Annotated in this window: 14 protein-coding genes; 4 read left to right on the top strand and 10 right to left on the bottom strand. The window is 51.9% G+C overall.

All coding sequences use genetic code 11. From position 1 onward, the window contains the following. Positions 1 to 221: 221 nt before the first annotated feature. The 3 genes from FYZ48_RS06520 to FYZ48_RS06530 all read right to left on the bottom strand — a co-directional run bounded on the left by FYZ48_RS06520 (position 222) and on the right by FYZ48_RS06530 (position 2,912). On the bottom strand, positions 222 to 1,103 hold the full coding sequence (locus tag FYZ48_RS06520) for a sugar phosphate isomerase/epimerase family protein (protein ID WP_149338614.1): 882 nt from the start codon (positions 1,101 to 1,103) through the stop codon (positions 222 to 224). A 64-nt stretch (positions 1,104 to 1,167) separates the two neighbouring features. After that, positions 1,168 to 2,208, bottom strand: a complete 1,041-nt coding sequence (locus FYZ48_RS06525; protein WP_198422182.1) for a zinc-binding dehydrogenase — start codon at positions 2,206 to 2,208, stop codon at positions 1,168 to 1,170. Then, positions 2,205 to 2,912: an orotidine 5'-phosphate decarboxylase / HUMPS family protein gene (locus FYZ48_RS06530; RefSeq protein WP_149338617.1), complete on the bottom strand. Its 708-nt coding sequence runs from the start codon at positions 2,910 to 2,912 to the stop codon at positions 2,205 to 2,207. Before FYZ48_RS06530 ends, FYZ48_RS06525 begins: the two co-directional genes overlap by 4 nt. A gap of 433 nt (positions 2,913 to 3,345) precedes the next feature. Here FYZ48_RS06530 and FYZ48_RS06535 point away from each other — a divergent pair, with 433 nt between their 5' ends. Continuing rightward, positions 3,346 to 4,488 (top strand): HlyD family secretion protein, encoded by a 1,143-nt coding sequence (locus tag FYZ48_RS06535; protein WP_149338619.1) that lies wholly within the window; start codon positions 3,346 to 3,348, stop codon positions 4,486 to 4,488. 342 nt (positions 4,489 to 4,830) lie between these two features. Further along, on the top strand, positions 4,831 to 5,010 hold the full coding sequence (locus tag FYZ48_RS06540) for a hypothetical protein (RefSeq protein WP_145192766.1): 180 nt from the start codon (positions 4,831 to 4,833) through the stop codon (positions 5,008 to 5,010). A 25-nt stretch (positions 5,011 to 5,035) separates the two neighbouring features. Here FYZ48_RS06540 and FYZ48_RS06545 read toward each other — a convergent pair whose 3' ends face one another. Continuing rightward, a complete protein-coding gene (locus FYZ48_RS06545; protein ID WP_149338622.1) occupies positions 5,036 to 6,226 on the bottom strand; it encodes a M24 family metallopeptidase in 1,191 nt (396 codons plus the stop codon). A gap of 280 nt (positions 6,227 to 6,506) precedes the next feature. Between FYZ48_RS06545 and thrC the strand changes: the two genes are divergently transcribed. Then, positions 6,507 to 7,916 (top strand): threonine synthase, encoded by a 1,410-nt coding sequence (gene thrC, locus FYZ48_RS06550; protein WP_149338624.1) that lies wholly within the window; start codon positions 6,507 to 6,509, stop codon positions 7,914 to 7,916. 120 nt (positions 7,917 to 8,036) lie between these two features. Further along, a complete protein-coding gene (locus FYZ48_RS06555; protein WP_145045263.1) occupies positions 8,037 to 8,531 on the top strand; it encodes a hypothetical protein in 495 nt (164 codons plus the stop codon). Here FYZ48_RS06555 and ribD read toward each other — a convergent pair. From ribD to FYZ48_RS06585, 6 genes are all read right to left on the bottom strand, one after another. Next, positions 8,523 to 9,686 carry a bifunctional diaminohydroxyphosphoribosylaminopyrimidine deaminase/5-amino-6-(5-phosphoribosylamino)uracil reductase RibD gene (gene ribD, locus FYZ48_RS06560; RefSeq protein WP_149338626.1) on the bottom strand — a complete coding sequence of 388 codons (1,164 nt, stop codon included), beginning with the start codon at positions 9,684 to 9,686 and terminating at the stop codon, positions 8,523 to 8,525. The two genes, FYZ48_RS06555 and ribD, sit on opposite strands and share 9 nt — an antisense overlap. 69 nt (positions 9,687 to 9,755) lie before the next feature. Next, positions 9,756 to 11,945 carry an SEC-C domain-containing protein gene (locus FYZ48_RS06565; RefSeq protein WP_187781910.1) on the bottom strand — a complete coding sequence of 730 codons (2,190 nt, stop codon included), beginning with the start codon at positions 11,943 to 11,945 and terminating at the stop codon, positions 9,756 to 9,758. Between the two features lie 250 nt (positions 11,946 to 12,195). Beyond that, entirely contained in the window at positions 12,196 to 13,341 is a 1,146-nt protein-coding gene (locus FYZ48_RS06570) for a trans-sulfuration enzyme family protein (RefSeq protein ID WP_145045269.1), read from the bottom strand. 259 nt (positions 13,342 to 13,600) lie between these two features. After that, positions 13,601 to 14,530 carry a cysteine synthase A gene (cysK, locus tag FYZ48_RS06575; protein ID WP_149338630.1) on the bottom strand — a complete coding sequence of 310 codons (930 nt, stop codon included), beginning with the start codon at positions 14,528 to 14,530 and terminating at the stop codon, positions 13,601 to 13,603. A gap of 256 nt (positions 14,531 to 14,786) precedes the next feature. Beyond that, a complete protein-coding gene (locus FYZ48_RS06580; RefSeq protein ID WP_149338633.1) occupies positions 14,787 to 16,142 on the bottom strand; it encodes a right-handed parallel beta-helix repeat-containing protein in 1,356 nt (451 codons plus the stop codon). A 139-nt stretch (positions 16,143 to 16,281) separates the two neighbouring features. Further along, a complete protein-coding gene (locus FYZ48_RS06585; RefSeq protein WP_149338635.1) occupies positions 16,282 to 18,024 on the bottom strand; it encodes an Nramp family divalent metal transporter in 1,743 nt (580 codons plus the stop codon). Between the last annotated feature and the right edge of the window lie 69 nt (positions 18,025 to 18,093).

Below are 18,093 nucleotides of genomic sequence, written 5' to 3' on the forward strand. Positions count from 1 at the left end.
AGGTGCCTGCTAAGTACGTGTGACAATTACTGAATGATCAATTGTACTTCACGCACAGGAGGGAGTGACACAAAAATGTGTAATAAATATAGACGTATTAACACAGCGCATGACGCATCTCGTGTCAGATGTATACACCATACCCCAAATTGGACGTATGTGCAACAGCCGTTTGCCTCTCCATTCCCCCAAATCTTCGCCAATTATTAATAAACCGGGTATTATCCCCAATATTGAGCCATTTTGGCCCGCAGAAATGCCACGCTTTCCTGGAGTTCTTCCATCCCGTTGACGCCATCTTCGATGCTGATCCAGCTGTCGAATCCAACTTCTTTTAACTGTGAGAAGATCTCGTCGTAATCATTCAGCCCCTTGCCGATCACACCATGGCTGAGACGACTGGCATATCCCAGGCTGTTTTCTTCTTTGCGCAGGTCCTCAATGGTCCCTTCAATCAGATAACGATCGCTGGCGTGCATCGTAACGACCCGCTCCTTGATCCGTGCCAGGAGTTCCAGTGGATCCTCTCCCGCCAGAATCGTGTTGCTCGGATCATAGTTGACCCCGAAGTAGGGAGAATCAATCCGAGACACCAGATCGCAGAAGACATCCGCCATCTGAGCAAATTCCGGATAGTCCCAGTAATTGTCTTTGTAGTGATTCTCAATGATCAGGGTGAGCCCAAGCTGCTCTGCCAGCGGCAGGCAGGCTTCGATGGAAGAGACCGTATACTGGATGCCCTCTTCCCGGGAAACTTCGGGGCGTCTCTGCCCGGATAGGACTCGACAATATTTTCCCCCCAATGCAGCCGTCATTTCCATCCAGAATTTTTCATGCTCGACCTGCTCTTTACGAAATGCTTCATCAGGATGAGTAAAGTCCGGCGAGCAGCACATCATGGGAATTTCCAATCCCTGATCCGTTGCCATCTTTTTGGCTTCCGGCCAGAAATTCTGATCCTTCATCTCCAGGAAACCGGCATAGAATTCAAGTCCATCAATATCGAGTGTCGCTGCCAGTTCAATCCACTGCTGGAGTGTCATTTCACCGGACAGACACAGTTCATCCATAAAGGCTTTAGGAAACGCGGCTAGTTTGGGCATCGAAGGTTCCAGTTTTTATATTCAACGTTGCAGGAAATGTTTTACATTAGCAGGGTGCTCAACATCAGGGCGTGAGAACCGCTTTGACGATCTCGCCAGAGTGCATCGTCTCGAAAGCAGTATGCCAGTCACTCAGAGACCAGGTACCACCGATAATCGGATCGATGTTCAATTGCCCGGTCGTTAATAACCGAATCACCCGCTCCCAGATCGGCCAGTTATGGCTGAAGCTGCCTTGCAGGCGAATATTCTTCTGTACGAGAGGATCCAGCGAGAAGCCCAGAGGTTGAGGCCCCCAGCCCACCTTACTGATCCAGCCCCCAGGACGAACGATCTCCAGTGACTTCTTCAATGTCACTGACACGCCGGCAGCATCGACCACACCATTCACGCCAAGACCATCTACCGCCAGGCTCCAATCATCCAGACCGGCAATGATCGGTTCACAGCCATACTCGCGAGCAGCGATTTCCAGACGGCCCTGATCCCGTTCCAGACCAACAACTGCAACTTCCGCTCCCTGCAGGCGAGCCATTGCAGCACACAGCAAACCAATGGGCCCCGGCCCGAACACGACGACCCGATCACCCGGTTGAATATCTCCATTCATGACGACTGCATTAAAGGCCACGCAGCAAGGTTCCGTGAGAGCCGCTTTTTCCAGAGGCAGACTGTCAGGCACATGATGCAGACAACGTGCCGGCACCCGGACAAAACTGGTCATGGCACCATTCACACCGTAGCCGAAGCCTTTTCGAGTCGGATCCAGATTGTAGCGTCCCTCGCGAGAGAGCGGATTGTCGGGATCGATGATGGCCGCTGTTTCACTGACGACGCGATCTCCGATCGACCAGTTACGAACCAGTTCACCCGTCCTGGAAATCGTACCAGCAAATTCATGCCCCAGCACAACGGGATAGTTGACCGGCCAACTATGGTCTGCCGTCCATTGATGCAGGTCACTGCCACAGACACCCACGGCTGCCACTTCCAACAGCACTTCATCCGGTCCAATCTCGGGAACCGGAATCTCCTGTAATTCAACCGAGTCTGCCTCGGGAGCATAATTCACGACTGCCGTCTGCATTGATTCCACCTGACTCATTTCTGACCTCCAATCGCAACATCACCGTAAGCGTGTACTTTTTCACAAATCAGCCGCAGTGAATCTTCCAGATCTCCACTGGCGGTCTTAAAGGAATCGGCATCAATGGTCAGCGGTGCTCCCAGTACGACCAGCGGCGCCCCATATTCGGGAGTGCGAATCGCCTGTTCGAGCGAAAGCCCACCCACAGCCTGCACGGGAATGCTGACAGCTTCGACGACTTCTTTTAATTGATCCAGGGGACTGGGCATCCGCTCGCCACGGGCAGCGATTCCCCGACGTTCATCATAGCCGACATGATGAATCACATAGTCGCATCCCAGGTCTTCCAGTTTTTTCGCGGCAGAGACCATGTCATCTGCGAGATTATCTCCCATGACTTCGACGCCATGATCTTTCCCGGCCTTGACCACGCAATGAATCGTTTCTGCATGTGCCCGTGACATCACAACAACGTGCGTCGCACCTGCCTTGGCCATCATTTCCGCTTCCAGGTAACCACCATCCATGGTCTTGAGATCCGCCACGATCGGAGTTTCCGGAAACGCTTTCCGCAACTCCCTGACACAGTTCAAACCCTCTGCCAGAATCAGGGGAGTGCCGGCTTCCAGCCAGTCCACTCCTGCCCGCATCGCCATCGCTGCCGTTTCGAGCGCCTCTTCAATATTGGTCAGATCCAGTGAAATCTGTACGATCGGCTTCATAAATTCATTTCACTTTCTGTGTCTGTAGCGGTAAGCGTCTTAAAAAAAGATGATCTGTTCATCTCTGTAAATCACTTCAAAGTAGACTCGATTTCATCCTAACCAAAGGATTTCAGAAATGCGACTGCTGAGGCTCCGATCCGGAACAGAGCCTCTTATTCCGGGCGGACCTGCTCTCCAGAACGCTCCCCAAATCCAAGCCACAGGCCCCAGAATAAACATGGCATTACGTACACATTCATTTTAGATGATCTCCGCACATCCCACCAGAAGTCTTCGTAAACGTTAAAGTTTAACACCCAAGAGCCCGGCAGTGTGGAATTTGACGGTTTTGAGGTAAATTCTGATCTTCCGGATTCCGATTCGATTAATGGCGTGCTCTGTACGCAAAGGAAAACTGTTTGACTCTGGATGATTGACAGGACAGCCAGAAATGCCTGCTGAAACTATCGATGACTATCAGGTGCAGCACCATCTGAACGAACATCACTCCTCGCTCGGTTTCCGGGCGCTGGTCATATTAATGATTGCACTGGTCGGGGGCGTCAGTTGCGCTCAATGGGTCAGAGGACTCCGCGTTGACAGTTACGTCGGCTCGCTTCAAGCCCCGAAAACGATCGTCACTGCGCGAACCGATGCGGTGATCCAGAAAATGCATGTCACAGAAGGACAGACAGTAGACAGCGAGGATATTGTTGTAACACTCTTTGATCGCTCGCTCGAAAAAACCTGGCAGGTCAAACAACAGCAGTTAGCGGCTCTGGAAGCAGAGTTGGAACAGTCCCAGGCAAAAACTGAAGTTGAACTGGCGTTACGCAATAAAGAAATCGAGTCCGAAGTCTTCCAGGCCAAACTCAAATCATCTCAGTACCTCAAAGAGCAGTACATTCATCAGATTACCAATTTGGCCTGGCAGGACTTCCTGCAGGATTACGATTCGATCTCCAGTAGTGGCTCGAACGAAGAAGTATTTCGCTCACTGGTTTATGAAAGCCGTCTTCCTGATGAGAATCGGATCACCGCCATGCTGCGACAGGAATCTGCTCGTAACTCGGCCGAAGTGTTTGCAGCGCGTGTCAAACTCTGTGAAGAACAGATGGCCGAATTAAAAGCACTGCAAAGAAAACTTCCTCAGCAGATTCGCCTGGCGATGGGAGTCGAAGTGATCAAGAATCGACTCGAACAGGTGAAAAACGAGTTGAAACAACTCGAAACCCAGCGCGAAGACCTGCAGCTCAAAGCTGGTCGCTACGGCACCGTCGGCATGCTTGAAAAAGAAGTCGGCGATACCATCCAGAAGGGGGCTCCTATCGTTGAACTGTTCGATAAAGACCACCCCTATCTGCTGGTTGAAGTCCCCTCTCGCAAGATCAGCCTGTTTGAAGAAGGGACTCAGGTCAAAATTCTTTTCTCGGGAGATCTCAAGGGGAAGGGCGTTGTTCGGAAAATCTCAGAGCAGGCCGTTCGTAAAACCGGTTCCAACGAAAGTCTGATTCTGGTACATGTCGAGCCGGCAGGTCCACTCTGGCCTGAACTGCCTATGGGAACAACCGTCGACATCTCCCTGGAGAAATAATCGACCCAGGCTGCAGAATCGGAATTTCATTCCAGATGCAGTGAAATCCTAACCTCAGATAAAGCCATGCCTTGCGTCAGATGCGCTGCAGTTGAGTGAATTTCGGCTTGCATTCCAAACAAAAAGACTACAATATTTGTCCATTCCAGTGATTCTTGTCAGGAGTAACTTTTCACTGGAGCCTGATCTTTTCTCTCTCACATGCTTGGGGAAACCACCACAGGCGCCCCCTTTTCCGTGAGAGATTTTCAGGTACGTTCTTTAACAAATCGGGTCGTGCGGCTGCAGGAAGCTGGTTCGCCGAGTTTCATTCTCAAACCATTTGTAGTGAGGAGAAGACCGTTGGGTAATTCAGCTACCATTCCTTTTTCAGCACATCAGACAGATCAGTTATCAGTCGATGCGATTGAGGAGATTAAGCTGCGCACCTGGGCACGAAAGAACTACACCGAAGTATCGCAGCGCGACGATCTCTGGCACCCTGTCATCCTGGACGAAATGCTTCGCATTGACCAGGAGTAACTCTGAATCTTCTGGAGCGTCTGGCTCAGTATTCCTTCAGTATCGGAAGAATCTCTGTCTGGCGCTCCCCGGCTGTAACATGGACTTTGCAGGCTTCATCTACAAAGACATTGATCTCACTGCGTACCCCGAACTCGGGTAGATAGATTCCCGGCTCGATCGAAAAGCAGGTCTGAGGCAGGATGAGCCGTTCCTCATGAGTTTCCAGGTTATCCATGTTGGCACCATTCCCGTGGGTCTCCTGTCCAATGCTGTGACCAGTGCGGTGCACGAAGTACTCGCCATACCCCGCTGCTTCGATGACATCGCGACAGGCCTGATCCACTTCCCAGCCTTGAAGTGGCTTACCAGAAGCAAAAGCTTCTTCCACTATGGTAATGCCGGCATCACGTGCTTCCGCCACGATCTGAAAGATCTTCGAGTACGCTTCCGGAACTTCAGTTCCTGCAAAGCCAACGCGGGTCATGTCACTGTAAACACCACGGGGGACATCACACTTGGCCCACAGGTCAACCAGAACAAAATCCCCTTCACGGATCGCCGTATCTGTGCCGGTACCCGTTTCATAATGTGGATTTCCACTGTGTGCTTCACGCGCTACAATCGGAGGGTGATACGTCGTCAGGCCCGTCTCTTCAAAGTGTGCCATGATCACATCACAGACGGCCTGTTCTTCGATACTCCCATGCTCGCGAATCTGACGGGCGATGAATGACCAGGCAACCTCAAACGCTTTGTCGGTACTGACGCCTGCACGCTGATGCAGTTCCCATTGCTCCTGATCCCAGACCGCTTCAAACAGTTGCACCAGATCTCCAGAGGGCACTATGGAGTCGACCGATTCGCGCACCAGTTCCACCGTTCCAGCATCCACTCGGGAAATGTAAGGATTGGCATTGCGCGGTGAATACTCCATCGCAACCTGACCGGTTCCTTTCAGAATCGACGCAAGGCCCGCTTCCAGCTCCTGCCACTTGAGGTAAACAACCTTGTCCCCCGGCAGATGATCGAGTACTCCCGATTCAATTCGGTGGACCAGTTTCAGGGGTGTCCCCACTCGGGGAACAAAGTAAAAAAAGCGACGAGAGCCGATGGCTGCTTCGGGAATATCCAGGATCCGCAGGGCCAACACGTTACTGCCACGAAAATCGTAAAATAGCCAGCCGTCCATCTGAAACTGGTCTAACGCAGCCTGTACCCGGGAAAGATCGAACATCGTCTCATTGCCTGCTGATTCAGAGTAAGCGAGTGGTAGATACGGAACATATTTGCCGTTACCCAAATCAATGTAAGACCTTAGAAATATTATTTCAAGAAGAGATCCGCAGCGGCATCCCTCAAACTGAACGAACTTCCGGGAAAAACCCTCTGTTTGCCGGTGCTTTCTGTTGCGTATCCTCGTAGTGGTCTGGACAATAAACGCCGGTTTTGAGATTCCCCGATCTAAATTGCAACAAATCAGACATTTCTTATTTTTAATCTGAGACTGAGGAGAAATTACGATTTCCACTGTATCGACTGAACTTGCATTCCAGAAGTGTATTTCACCTGATTGTGAGGCCACCTATTCTCTGGATGAAGTATTAACCGGTTGCCCCAAATGTGGCGAGCTGCTTGATGTCACTTATCAGTGGGACCAGGTACCGCTGCCTCAGTCATTACGTGATTTCGAAAAACGCTGGAGCCATCGCAATCGACCACTCGATTTCAGTGGTGTCTGGCGGTTCCGCGAACTACTCCCCTTTGCCAGCGACGAACAGATCGTCACGATCGGCGAAGGCCAGACGATGCTCAAAACCTCTCAGCCTGTCGCTCGCTATGTTGGTGTCAACGATGATGGCCTGTTCCTGCAATACGAAGGACTGAACCCTTCCGGCAGCTTTAAAGATAACGGGATGACAGCCGCGTCTACCCATGCGACCATGGTTGGCGCAAAAGTCGCCGCCTGTGCTTCTACCGGAAACACCAGCGCCTCACTGGCCGTCTATGCCAGTGTCGCTCAGAAATTCAAAGTCGTCGTTTTCGTTGGCAGTGGAAAAATCGCGTTTGGCAAACTGTCACAGGCACTGGATTATGGTGCGAAGACCATTCAGATCCAGGGAGACTTCGACGATGCTCTCGCACGCGTGCGAGAAGTCTGTCAGACCGAAGGCATCTACCTCTGCAACAGCGTCAATCCCTTCCGTCTCGAAGGCCAGAAGTCGATCATGTATCGCGTCCTGGAAGGACTCGACTGGCAGGTGCCGGACTGGATCGTTGTTCCCGGCGGAAACCTGGGGAACTCCAGCGCATTCGGCAAAGCGTTCATGGAACTCAAGGCACTCGGTCTGATCGATCGGATTCCGCGTCTGGCGATCATCAACGCCCAGGGCGCCAACACTCTGTATCAGCTCTATGAAAAAGAGGGGCTCCGCTGGAACGGTGGCCGCTACGACCGCGATCGCTCTACCGATTTCTTCACGAAAATGGATCAGGAAGATCGCCGGGCATCCACTCTGGCCAGTGCGATCGAAATCAATCGCCCCGTCAATTTCTCTAAATCACTCCGTGCCCTCGATGTCTGTGACGGCATCGTGCGTGAAGTCAGTGATCAGCAGATACTGGATGCCAAAGCCCAGGTCGGCGCTGGTGGTCTCGGCTGCGAACCTGCCAGTGCAGCAAGCGTCGCTGGAGCCCGACTCCTTAAAGAAGAAGGCGTCATTGCCGCCGGCGATCGCGTCGTCTGCATTCTGACCGGGCATCAGCTGAAAGATCCCAACGCGACCGTAGCATACCACTCTGCGACTGATGAACATCTGGATGAAAAACTGATGAATCATGGCGTAAACAAAACGCCTTTTTCGAACGGACCTATTGTCGTCGAGAATGATTTAGATAAAATAATAAATGTGATTCGATCTTTCTAATCATAACAACGCGCTGGAAGATTCCTGTAATTGAAACGAAATCTTAATGCACATCAGTGTGTTTCAGCTTCATAACAAAGCGATACTTTAACCGGTGAGAATTAAGATAAGGGAAAAGGAATGAGCACACCCTTTGAGGAATTGGAATACTTGGCTGACTTTCTACCCGAGGAAGGAGAGTCAGTAATTGTTTCACGGAATCATGGTGAACTGGTCTGTGAAAATTTCCAGAAAGAGCGTCCACTGGATGAAATGGCCAGTCCCGAATTCTACGGGCATCTGGTACACGCCAACGAACGGCTCAATGCCCTGGTCGCCCGTCCGGTCTGGATCGCGCTATTGACCTGGTTCTGGGCCTGCGTTCTCATCCATCGCCAAATGGAACTGAGCTGGGATGGCTGGTACCTGGATCTGGGACTGGGCCTGGTCGCCATGGCAGTCTGCTATGCCGCAATCCGCTTCCGCCAGGATCGCTACTTCAAAGACGAAGTACGCCCCACCTTGAACCGCCAGATGTATGGCAGCAACCTGAGCAAATACGCCCTGGTCGGTGTGATCAGACAACGTCCGGAACTGCGTACCCTGCTGGATACGCTCTCACGATCGCTAAACTGATTTTGGTTCCACAGAACCTTCACACTCTGAAGCCTGATACACCACCCGTCCGTGCAAGTAGAGATCGGACTCCAGCTGCTGCACTTCCAGTTCTGTGATGTTTTCAAATGAGGGAATCTGATCAAGGCCGATTCCCGCCATGGGTGTGATCGCGGCCGCTCCACCAACAAGCTTCGGAGCGAGGAATACGTGCACCTCGTCTATCAGCCCTGCATCGAAACCAGATCCGAGCAACCCTCCGCCTCCTTCGATCAGCACGTTTGTCATCTCTCTACGCCCCAGCTCCCTCATGAATGATGTGAGGTCAGGGCGGGTTGAACCAGCGTCTCCTGCTATCAGACACACTTCGACCCCAGCCTGTTCCAGCCGTTGAATATTTTCCGCTGGCGCTGATGGATGAGCCACCACGAGTACCGGAGCCTCAGAGATGGTACGAACCAGCTTTGACTCACATGAGAGCGTCGCCTGAGAATCAACGACAATTCGCGTGAGTGTTCTTTTTCCTGCAGGTCGCGCAGTCAGCAGGGGATCGTCCGATAGTGCCGTTTGATGCCCCACCATGATTGCATCCATACGTCCCCGCAGCTCATGCACGATTTCACGTGACCTGCTGTTGGAGATCCACTGCGAATGCCCTGTGCGGCTGGCTATCTTTCCGTCGAACGTCATGGCCCATTTGGCATGTACCCAGGGCAACCCCTGTGTTACCCGCTTAACAAAAGGCCTCACCAGTCGCTGTGCTTCTGCTTCTAAAAGTCCGACTTCGACTTCAATCCCGGCTGCTTTGAGATCAGCGATTCCACCACCGTCCACATGCGGAGCGGGATCGCGCATCGCAATCACAACTTTTTTCACACCCGCCTGTATCAATGCCTGGGAACAGGGGCCGGTCTTCCCCTGATGGCAACAGGGTTCCAGGGTCACATAAACAGTCGCCCCCCTGGCCTTGTCCTTTGCCATTTGAAGCGCGTGGATCTCAGCATGGGGACCACCACACTTTTGATGATAGCCTTCCCCCAGGAGCTGTAGCCGATCATCTACGATCACCGAGCCCACAGCGGGGTTGGGTTCTACAAAACCTTGCCCCAGGTGGGCCAGTTCCAGGGCACGCTGCATGACAGCTTCAGGACTGGAAAACTGACTGATCGGATCCACGGCCTAAATCACTTTTCTTCAGGTGAGAGCATTGAGTTGATCCTGTCCCGCAGAATCAACTCTGGATGATTACGATTGGCCCGGCAGCCAGAGTTTCGACCCCGAACCGGAATCCGTCTCGGGCGTCGCTTCACCAGGCGACCAGATCCCTTCGCTGGAAACATTGCCTGCCAGATCACCGGTATCTAACAGGGATGATTCTTTCATCCAGGGAAGATCCAGATCAAAGGCCTGTGCGAATGCCTTCAGGTATTCTCTGATCTGAGGCATCTTTTTCCCGTACTTGTCCCAGATCTCTTTCATGAAATCAGAGAGCCCTGGATCCGAAGTGTCTTCCAGCCGGAAAGACAACTCACGCATCTTCCACTGGAGTTCATTCTCAAACGCCTGACTCGCCTGCGCGTTTTCCTGACCTTTGTGAATCCAGGACAGCATCTCTTCACGCTGATTCTTCTTATGACAGATCTCTGTCAGCGTAGTGTAGACGCGATCCAGGTCGACTTCTTTTTTGCATTCATCCCGGCTGAGAACTTCGATCAACACGTCATACAGAAAACGGGGATGCCGAATCAATAAAGCCCGATTAAAGATATACATCAATTGCCGATCGCTCAATTCCTTAACCGGAATCCGGTTCTGTGTCATTGAGGAACAGGTATTGAACTGGGACGACTCGTCAATCTCCAGTGCAGGCAGCTCGGAAACTTCCAGCGCGGGAGACAGCTCTGTGAAGTCCAGGAAATGGCCCAGCGAAAGCGTCTGTGCGTCCAGAACATACACGGCCGCGGTCAGTGATACTTTGAGACTCTCATCCTTCGCCGCTTCAACAGGCGTTTTCCCGTCCAGTCCTGCCAGGGGAGTTTCCGGCCACGTCTTGGAAAGCAGTACTTTCCACTGCTCCGCTTCCAGTTCCCGTCGTTTGAGAATGGGCATTTTCTGAGGGAAGCTCCAGCGGAAAAAGAGAGGCCACTGCTCAGTAGGCACGGGTGAAAGCGGAGTCCCCGCATCTTCACTTTCCGGCTCCACTTCCTGCAGGCCACACTCAGTTTTCCCGTCTTTCCCGAGAGCGTCTGCGAAAATTTCTTCCGCTTGTGTCAGTTGATCACCCTCGTAGGCGTACAATCGAATGTTCGCTTTATGCCCCAGCTGGCGATCTGCATCAAAGACATCAATATCACCAATTACCGTGGGGACATTTTCGAGAGTGATCGCCTCGCCGCGGGATTCGGCATCAAGTTCGGTGTTGAGGATTTGATAATACGCAACAGGAGTCGTCTCCTCCTGATCCTGTGGCGGTGGAACATTCCCTCTTAAAACCTGCGGGTGCTGATCCAGCAGGCCCAGGAATTTCGCAAGTGATTCGACCTCGTAAATCTTTTCGATCGAATTGACAACTTCAGCCGTATTATTCAGATCCAGCAGTTGAGCCAGTGTTTCCAGCTCAACAGCTTCAGCAAATTCCGATTCCAGTTTCGCAGCCTGATGAAACAGTTCGGCGGCCTTGACTTCATCTGTCGCCCAGGCATAACAGAAGGCTGCGTTTTTCCAGAGGATGACCAGCCCGGTCGCTTCTGCCAGCTGTTTAAACAGACCTGCAGCGGAACGATAACATCCCAGATTTGCCAGGCGCTGTGCTTTCTCAAAAGTGGTCTGCTGTTCGCTCTCTTCGAGGGGACAGCGTTCCAGGACATGCACTCCCCGGAACTGATACGGGATTTGATCATCCCCGTCAAACTCCAGCAGGTTCATAAACAGGTTCTGCTGATATTCCTGTGAAGCCACTCGCATCGCCAAGGCGAAATGTTCCCGGGCCGCCAGGTAATAACCGCGCATCTGCAGGGCAATCGCGATACTGATCGCCAGAGGAGTCGCCAGACTGACATCGACGGCGGCACACTTCTGAAACGCCGTATAAATGGTTTTTTGGGACTGCTTGTATCCATGTGCCAGAAACGAAGAAGTCGCCAGCAGAGAATGGGCGGCCGGATGATCCGGTTCTCGCTCCAGGCATTCATTCAATGGAACCAGTGCGTCTTCAAAACGCCGCTCAGCCATCAGGATCTGAGCTTCAGTAATGTAGCTCAAAGGTTGTTCGGGATATTTCTTTTTCAGTCGATCCAGAAGTTGCAATGCTGTCGCCGTCTGATGAGTCTCATGCAGATGCGATATTTTGCTGACCTCGTCTCCAATCGAGTGACAGCAAAACTTATATTTTTTCCCGCTGTTGCAGGGACAGGGATCATAGGGATCAATACTCATAACCTCGGCCTTCTTGGTTTCCAGGATGGGTATTTGGCGGACGGGCAGCTCTCTCGGAAAACAGCGTACTGATACAGGTTCGAAGTAGAGTGTCTGCTGAATGACCATCAGAATTCAGCAGGTCATCATATCATATCAGAAACGCGCATGACACGCGCTGTCGATACACTTCTCTAAGAAAATGCAGACTCTCACAGGAGCGCAGAGCAGCCTGCCGCCTGATCCCAGTTCGAGCAGAAATGAGCGATTATCAGCTGTCCAAAGCCTGCTTCAAATCTGCCACCAGATCGTCCGGGTTTTCAATCCCTACAGATACACGAACGGTCTTTTCAGTGATCCCTGCCTCACGGCGTGCCGCTTCTGTCATGGAAGCGTGGCTCATGCTCTCCGGATATTCGATGAGAGACTCGACGCCACCCAGTGATTCAGCCAGCAGAAACAGCTTGGAGTTCAGCATCACTTTCTCGGCAACCGGACGCCCGTCTTTAACATCGAAACTCAGCATCCCACCAAAGCCACTCTGCTGACGCTTAGCCAGCTCATGATGCGGGTGCGATTCCAGTCCCGGATAATAGACGCGTTCGACTTTGGGATGCGCTTCCAGCATCTGTGCCAGAGCCATCGCTCCCCGCTGATGCGCTTCCATACGTGCTCCCAGGGTCTTCACCCCACGCAACACCAGCCAGGCATCAAAGGGAGAACATCCCAGTCCCAGTGCATTGGAAATATAGGCGACCCGTTCAGCCAGCTCGTCTGTCCGCGAAATCACACAGCCTCCCACCACATCGGAATGGCCGTTCAAATACTTCGTCGTCGAGTGCAGAACAATGTCGACTCCATATTCAATGGGCCGCTGCAGATAAGGAGAGCAGAAAGTATTATCGGCGATCGTAATGATTCCCGAGCCTGTCTCGGCTGCTACTTTCGTCACAGCCTGGATGTCGACCAGATTCAACAGAGGATTGCTGGGTGTCTCGATCCAGATTGCCTTGGTTTCCGGAGTAATGGCCGCACGGACGTTTTCAATGTCACCCATCTTGACGAAGGAGAATTTAATTCCCCATTTGGTGAAGACGTCTGCGAACAGGCGGTAGGTACCACCGTAAATGTCATCGCCGGCGATGATGTGATCGCCGGGTTTAAACAGATGCAGGGCCAGTGTGATGGCAGCCATACCGGTGGCAGTAGCGCGACAGCTGACGCCCCCCTCCAGAGCCGCGATGTTCTCTTCCATCGCACTTCGCGTCGGGTTTCCGCTACGTGTGTAATCGAATCCTTTGTGACTCTCCAGGCTGTCCCAGTAGAAAGTCGAGGAAGTATAGATCGGAGTCGTACAGCTGTTAAAGGTACTGTCCTTGTCGACTCCGGTATGAACACACTTTGTTTCAAAACGCATAGCTAACCATCCAATATCATGATTTGTCGATGTAAAAGGTCCCGCACGATGACCCGAAACTGCAGGTTCTGTCCGCTAGACACCAGATACTGATTCAGGTTCTGGCCGCTGCAGGTTTAGTGAAGAATACAGACCTGAACCGCTGGCTGCCACTCAACAGACACCTCAACTGCGCACGAATTGATCTGTACAGGGTTCACGTAACCTTAGCAATCCACGAACCCATGGTCTGACAACCACTTGCCAACTGGCCCGTAGATTAACGCGCCTCATCAAATAATGGCGTCGACAGGTAACGCTCACCCGAATCGGGCAGAATCACAACAATGGTTTTACCTTCTGCTTCAGGGCGTTTGGCAATCTCCAGGGCAGCATGCATCGCTGCACCACAACTGATGCCGCAGGTGATCCCTTCTTTTTTGGCGATCAGACCAGCCATTTCGAAGGCTTCATCGTCGGTAACCTGGATCACTTCATCGATCAATGAGGTATCGCAGTTACCGGGAATAAACCCGGCTCCGATCCCTTGAATCTTATGTTTTCCAGGCTCACCGCCAGACAGAACCGGACTGCTCGTCGGCTCGACTGCCACCGATTTCACATCGAGCCCCTGATCCGTCTTCAGAAACCGTGAAATACCGGTAATTGTTCCACCGGTCCCCACCCCAGCGACAATGTAATCGACTTTGCCCTCGGTATCCTTCAGAATTTCAGGCCCCGTGGTTTTGAAGTGAATTTCCGGATTCGCCGGGTTTTCGAACTGTTGTGGCATGAAGAATTCCGGGCTGGCAGCCAGCTCTTCTGCTTTCTGAATCGCGCCTTTCATACCGTCAGCCCCGGGTGTCAGTACTAGGTTGGCACCGAAGCCTTTCAACATCAGACGTCGTTCTACGGACATCGAATCAGGCATGGTCAGGGTTAACTGGTATCCGCGGGCTGCACAAACGAAAGAAAGTGCAATGCCGGTGTTACCACTGGTCGGCTCCACCACCTGCATTCCAGGCTTCAGTTTCCCGCTCTTTTCCGCATCCCAGATCATGTTCGCACCGATGCGGCACTTAACGCTGTACGCCGGATTTCGACCTTCGACTTTGGCCAGGATTGTCGCCTTCAACCCTTCCGTCAAATGGTTGACCTTAACCAGAGGGGTCCGACCGATTGTTTCAGAGTTATCTTGATAAATGGGCATATTAACGCTCTTTCAATGAGGGGAACTTCCAGATGAATGTTCAAATACGGACCTGTGACTGAAAGATTGCCAGTCTTGGCGTAAACAGTTAAGGGACTGGAATTTGACAATCCTCGTCAGCTCGCCTGTATTATGTAAGATCGCTGAAAATGAGGCAATCCCTATCTCAACCCCCTCCAAATAGCGAAGTTGGGGCAAATGCAGGCAATTACGCCTGCAGATCAGGTGTCAGCGGCGCCCGATATCTGGAATGCGGCTAATCCTGGAAAAATGAAAGCGTGAACGGGGCCGTGGGGCCGACGGTCTGCTTCCGCTCTGAAAAAAGCAATGCTTCTCCTGGAGCGCTGACCATCCCGTCTGCTGCGATCGATATTTGCTCGATTCGGGAGTGCTGGTCCTGTTGCGAAGCGGCTTGGTATGCCGCCCACTGATCGGCACTGTAATCAGTTTCCATCCAGCGGAACCGACCAACTCCATAGAGATTATAATCCAGGAAACAGTCTTTGGACTGCAGATCCAGAATCGTGTCACACTTGCTGACTGCCGTCAGTGTCAGGTGACCATGGCTTTGCGCATCTAAGAATACGCCGGTTCTGGTGCCTGTGATCACGGTATGCTCAACAATAGCATGAGCACCATTGCGGACACTGAGACCCACCGCGCTTCCCTCTCCAAACACGGACACATTCTGAGCAAACAGAATCGTTCGGGCCAGAAGATTCTGTTCTCCACCAATCAGATGGCGTGGCACCGCACCGGCGATATCAATTTCCTTCTGTGTATTGTTGCGGACCTGACAGTCCACCAGTGAATGGTAACCACCCACCAGACTGACGCCCACCTGATTCTTTTCTGCCAGCACACCGTTATAAACGGAACGGGACGCGTTGACATCCTGGATGCCATAGAAGTTGCCATGGACGTAAGCGTTTTGAACAATGAGTCCCCCCGCTTCATGAATGGAAATACCATCATCGCCGTTGTGTCGCGCGACTACATTCTCCAGTCGAATGCCGCGACAGTCCCCATGGATATTGAACCCATCATTCGTAAAATGTTCCGCAATCAGATTCTGGCAGGAAATGTAGCTGGCACTGGTCAGAGTCAATCCACTGACCTTCAACGTCGCCTCCAGTTTATAATCGACAGGTCGCTTTCCTGCTGCGCAATGCAGATAGATCCGGTGAGACTCTCGATCCCAGAAATGCTCCCCCTCTTTAAGAGCTTCTCGATTTCTGGCAGCAGGCAGACGTTTCCCTGCTGATACCAGAAACGGATTTCCGTACGGAGTCTTATCCAGTTGTAAGACGTAGACTCCCTCTCCCGTCGATTTCCATTGTTCCGCCGGGAGAGACCTGAGGCCTGAAATAACCGCACCATTTCCCTCGATCAAAAACGGTCGATCAGGAATCCCGCCCAGCTTGCGAAACAGCATCGATTCCCGGTAGACGGTGCCTGTATTCGCCAGTTCGATTCGGTCGCTGGTTTTGGAAAGTGCGATCGCCCGGGCAATCGTTGCCACAGCGGTTTTCTCTGAAAGTCCATCATACTCATCGCTGCCCGTCTGGTTATTGACATAGTAAGTGGCAGCCTGAGTCTCGGAAACGCTCACAACTCCAGCGATGATCGAAGTGCAGAGCAAAGCGAAACAGGGAACTCTCATCAACAGAAAAAGGACACAAGATTTAATATGATCTGACATGATCAGGAATCCGAAATCAATGGTGGGTGTTACGTGAGGAATTCAGGGGTCAACTGTGCGGGAAGAAGTAAGGAATGATCTGCATCTGAAATGCCTGTAGACTGAAATAACCAAAAAAAGCGGCAGCCCAGACCATTGTGACAAATCTTAGTGGGCTGGTACTGATACTGCGACTCAGAATTTTCGAATTCATGTACAACAGGATCATCGAATAAAGGAACATCACGCCGCCATTCATGGCAGCGGAAGTTTTAATCAAAAACAAAGGCTGACTGAAATGCGGATTAATCGATCCGTAGAGCAGGATCGCTGAGCCTAACAGAATCTCTCCCCACAGGAAAAAATAGTAGAGTTTACTCAGAGACCAGTGCTCGTTTTCCCGCAAGTAATTGACTTTGAGAATGTCCGCAGAGATGCGGGCCGTCGCATCCAGTACCCCCAGTTCCGTAGTCAGCAGAATCGCCACCCCCATCAACAAAAACAGCAGTTTGAAGGTATTCCCTAATTTTGCTTCCAGCAATGTCGCCTGGCCCCAGATAAAATTCAGCCCTTCTCCAAACTTACCCATACCCTCCCGTATCTGGCCATTGGCCTCATAGAACAGGGAATACGAAATCAGGGACAGCAACACGAGGCAGGCTAGACAAGTCAAAAAGAAACTGAAAAAGTGTTCGATGTTGGCTGCCCGCCACCACTGTTTCCAACGTTCCTGATTTTCCGGCGTATGCTTGAAATGATAGCCGACTTCACTGACCGCCTCTTCCTGTCCGGTAATCGGACTCGTAATGCGGCCAATGTACTTCCCCATTCCATAGCCTTTATCTTTGATAAAGTTGCTCTGCCCCAGATTCATCGTTCCCCCGGCACCCGCGAAAGCCAATGCTCCCAGCAGTGCCATCGTTCCCAGGCCGCTGGAAGGGTCAGGCATTTTGCCGATACTGACGGCTCCTTCCAGCATGGCGGTCACTGCATAAGGCTGGATGAGATAGATCCCCAGGACGACGGCAATCACGAAAATCATGCCCACCAGAAAGATCTGAATCTTTTCTACCGTATTGTAAACCACAGGTCCGGTGGTCAGGACAACCCCCACCAGCAACAGTCCCGCAATCCCCAAAAACGCGCTATACTTCGCCTCGTAATTGAGATCCGTTCCCTGCTGAATGTTCTGAAAGATTAGCGCCGACTGATCCGGAATCTGATTCTGTTGAAAAGCCAGACTTAATTCGTCACGTTCCGGCTCACTCATGGGTCCGCGCCACTGTAGAGTGCCTGAATCCGAAGAATAACTCGCCTTCTCAGAGACCTTCGACAGATCGAATTGCGCTGGCGCAGGATCCAGTTGCGCGACTGCGATAGTCTCCGGTCCCAGAAATGTCCAGCTCAGCATGGTTCCCGCTCCCGTGGCCCAACCGGGCCAGGCCCACGGGACAATATTCAACAGCAGCATGATCCAGGCCCAGTTTTTATTTAATCGACAAAACCCGGTGATCGCACTTTCGCCAGTCACCAGCGTCCAGCGTTCGATTTCCATATTCATAAAAAACTGAGTCATCACTCCCAGCAGACAGGCCCAGAAAAATATGAAACCGGTTTTGTAAGTGATATAAGGCCAGAGCACAAACTCGCCGGACCCCAATGACAAACCAGCCAGCATGATGCTGGGACCAATCATCTTTTTCCAGGAAATCGCGGCAGGCAGATCGCGATACTTCAACGGGGGCAGGGACTGGTGTGGGATGACATCATCGGGAACCAGTTCTTCCTCAACAACGGCACTATCGTCTGACATGTAGAACGTCTTTCTTGAATGGCGAGCGAAATTCAGAAGCAGATCATTCTAAAATGAACCCGATCAGAC

Origin of the sequence: Gimesia chilikensis, from assembly GCF_008329715.1 — a bacterium.
In the GTDB taxonomy this organism is placed as follows: domain Bacteria; phylum Planctomycetota; class Planctomycetia; order Planctomycetales; family Planctomycetaceae; genus Gimesia; species Gimesia chilikensis.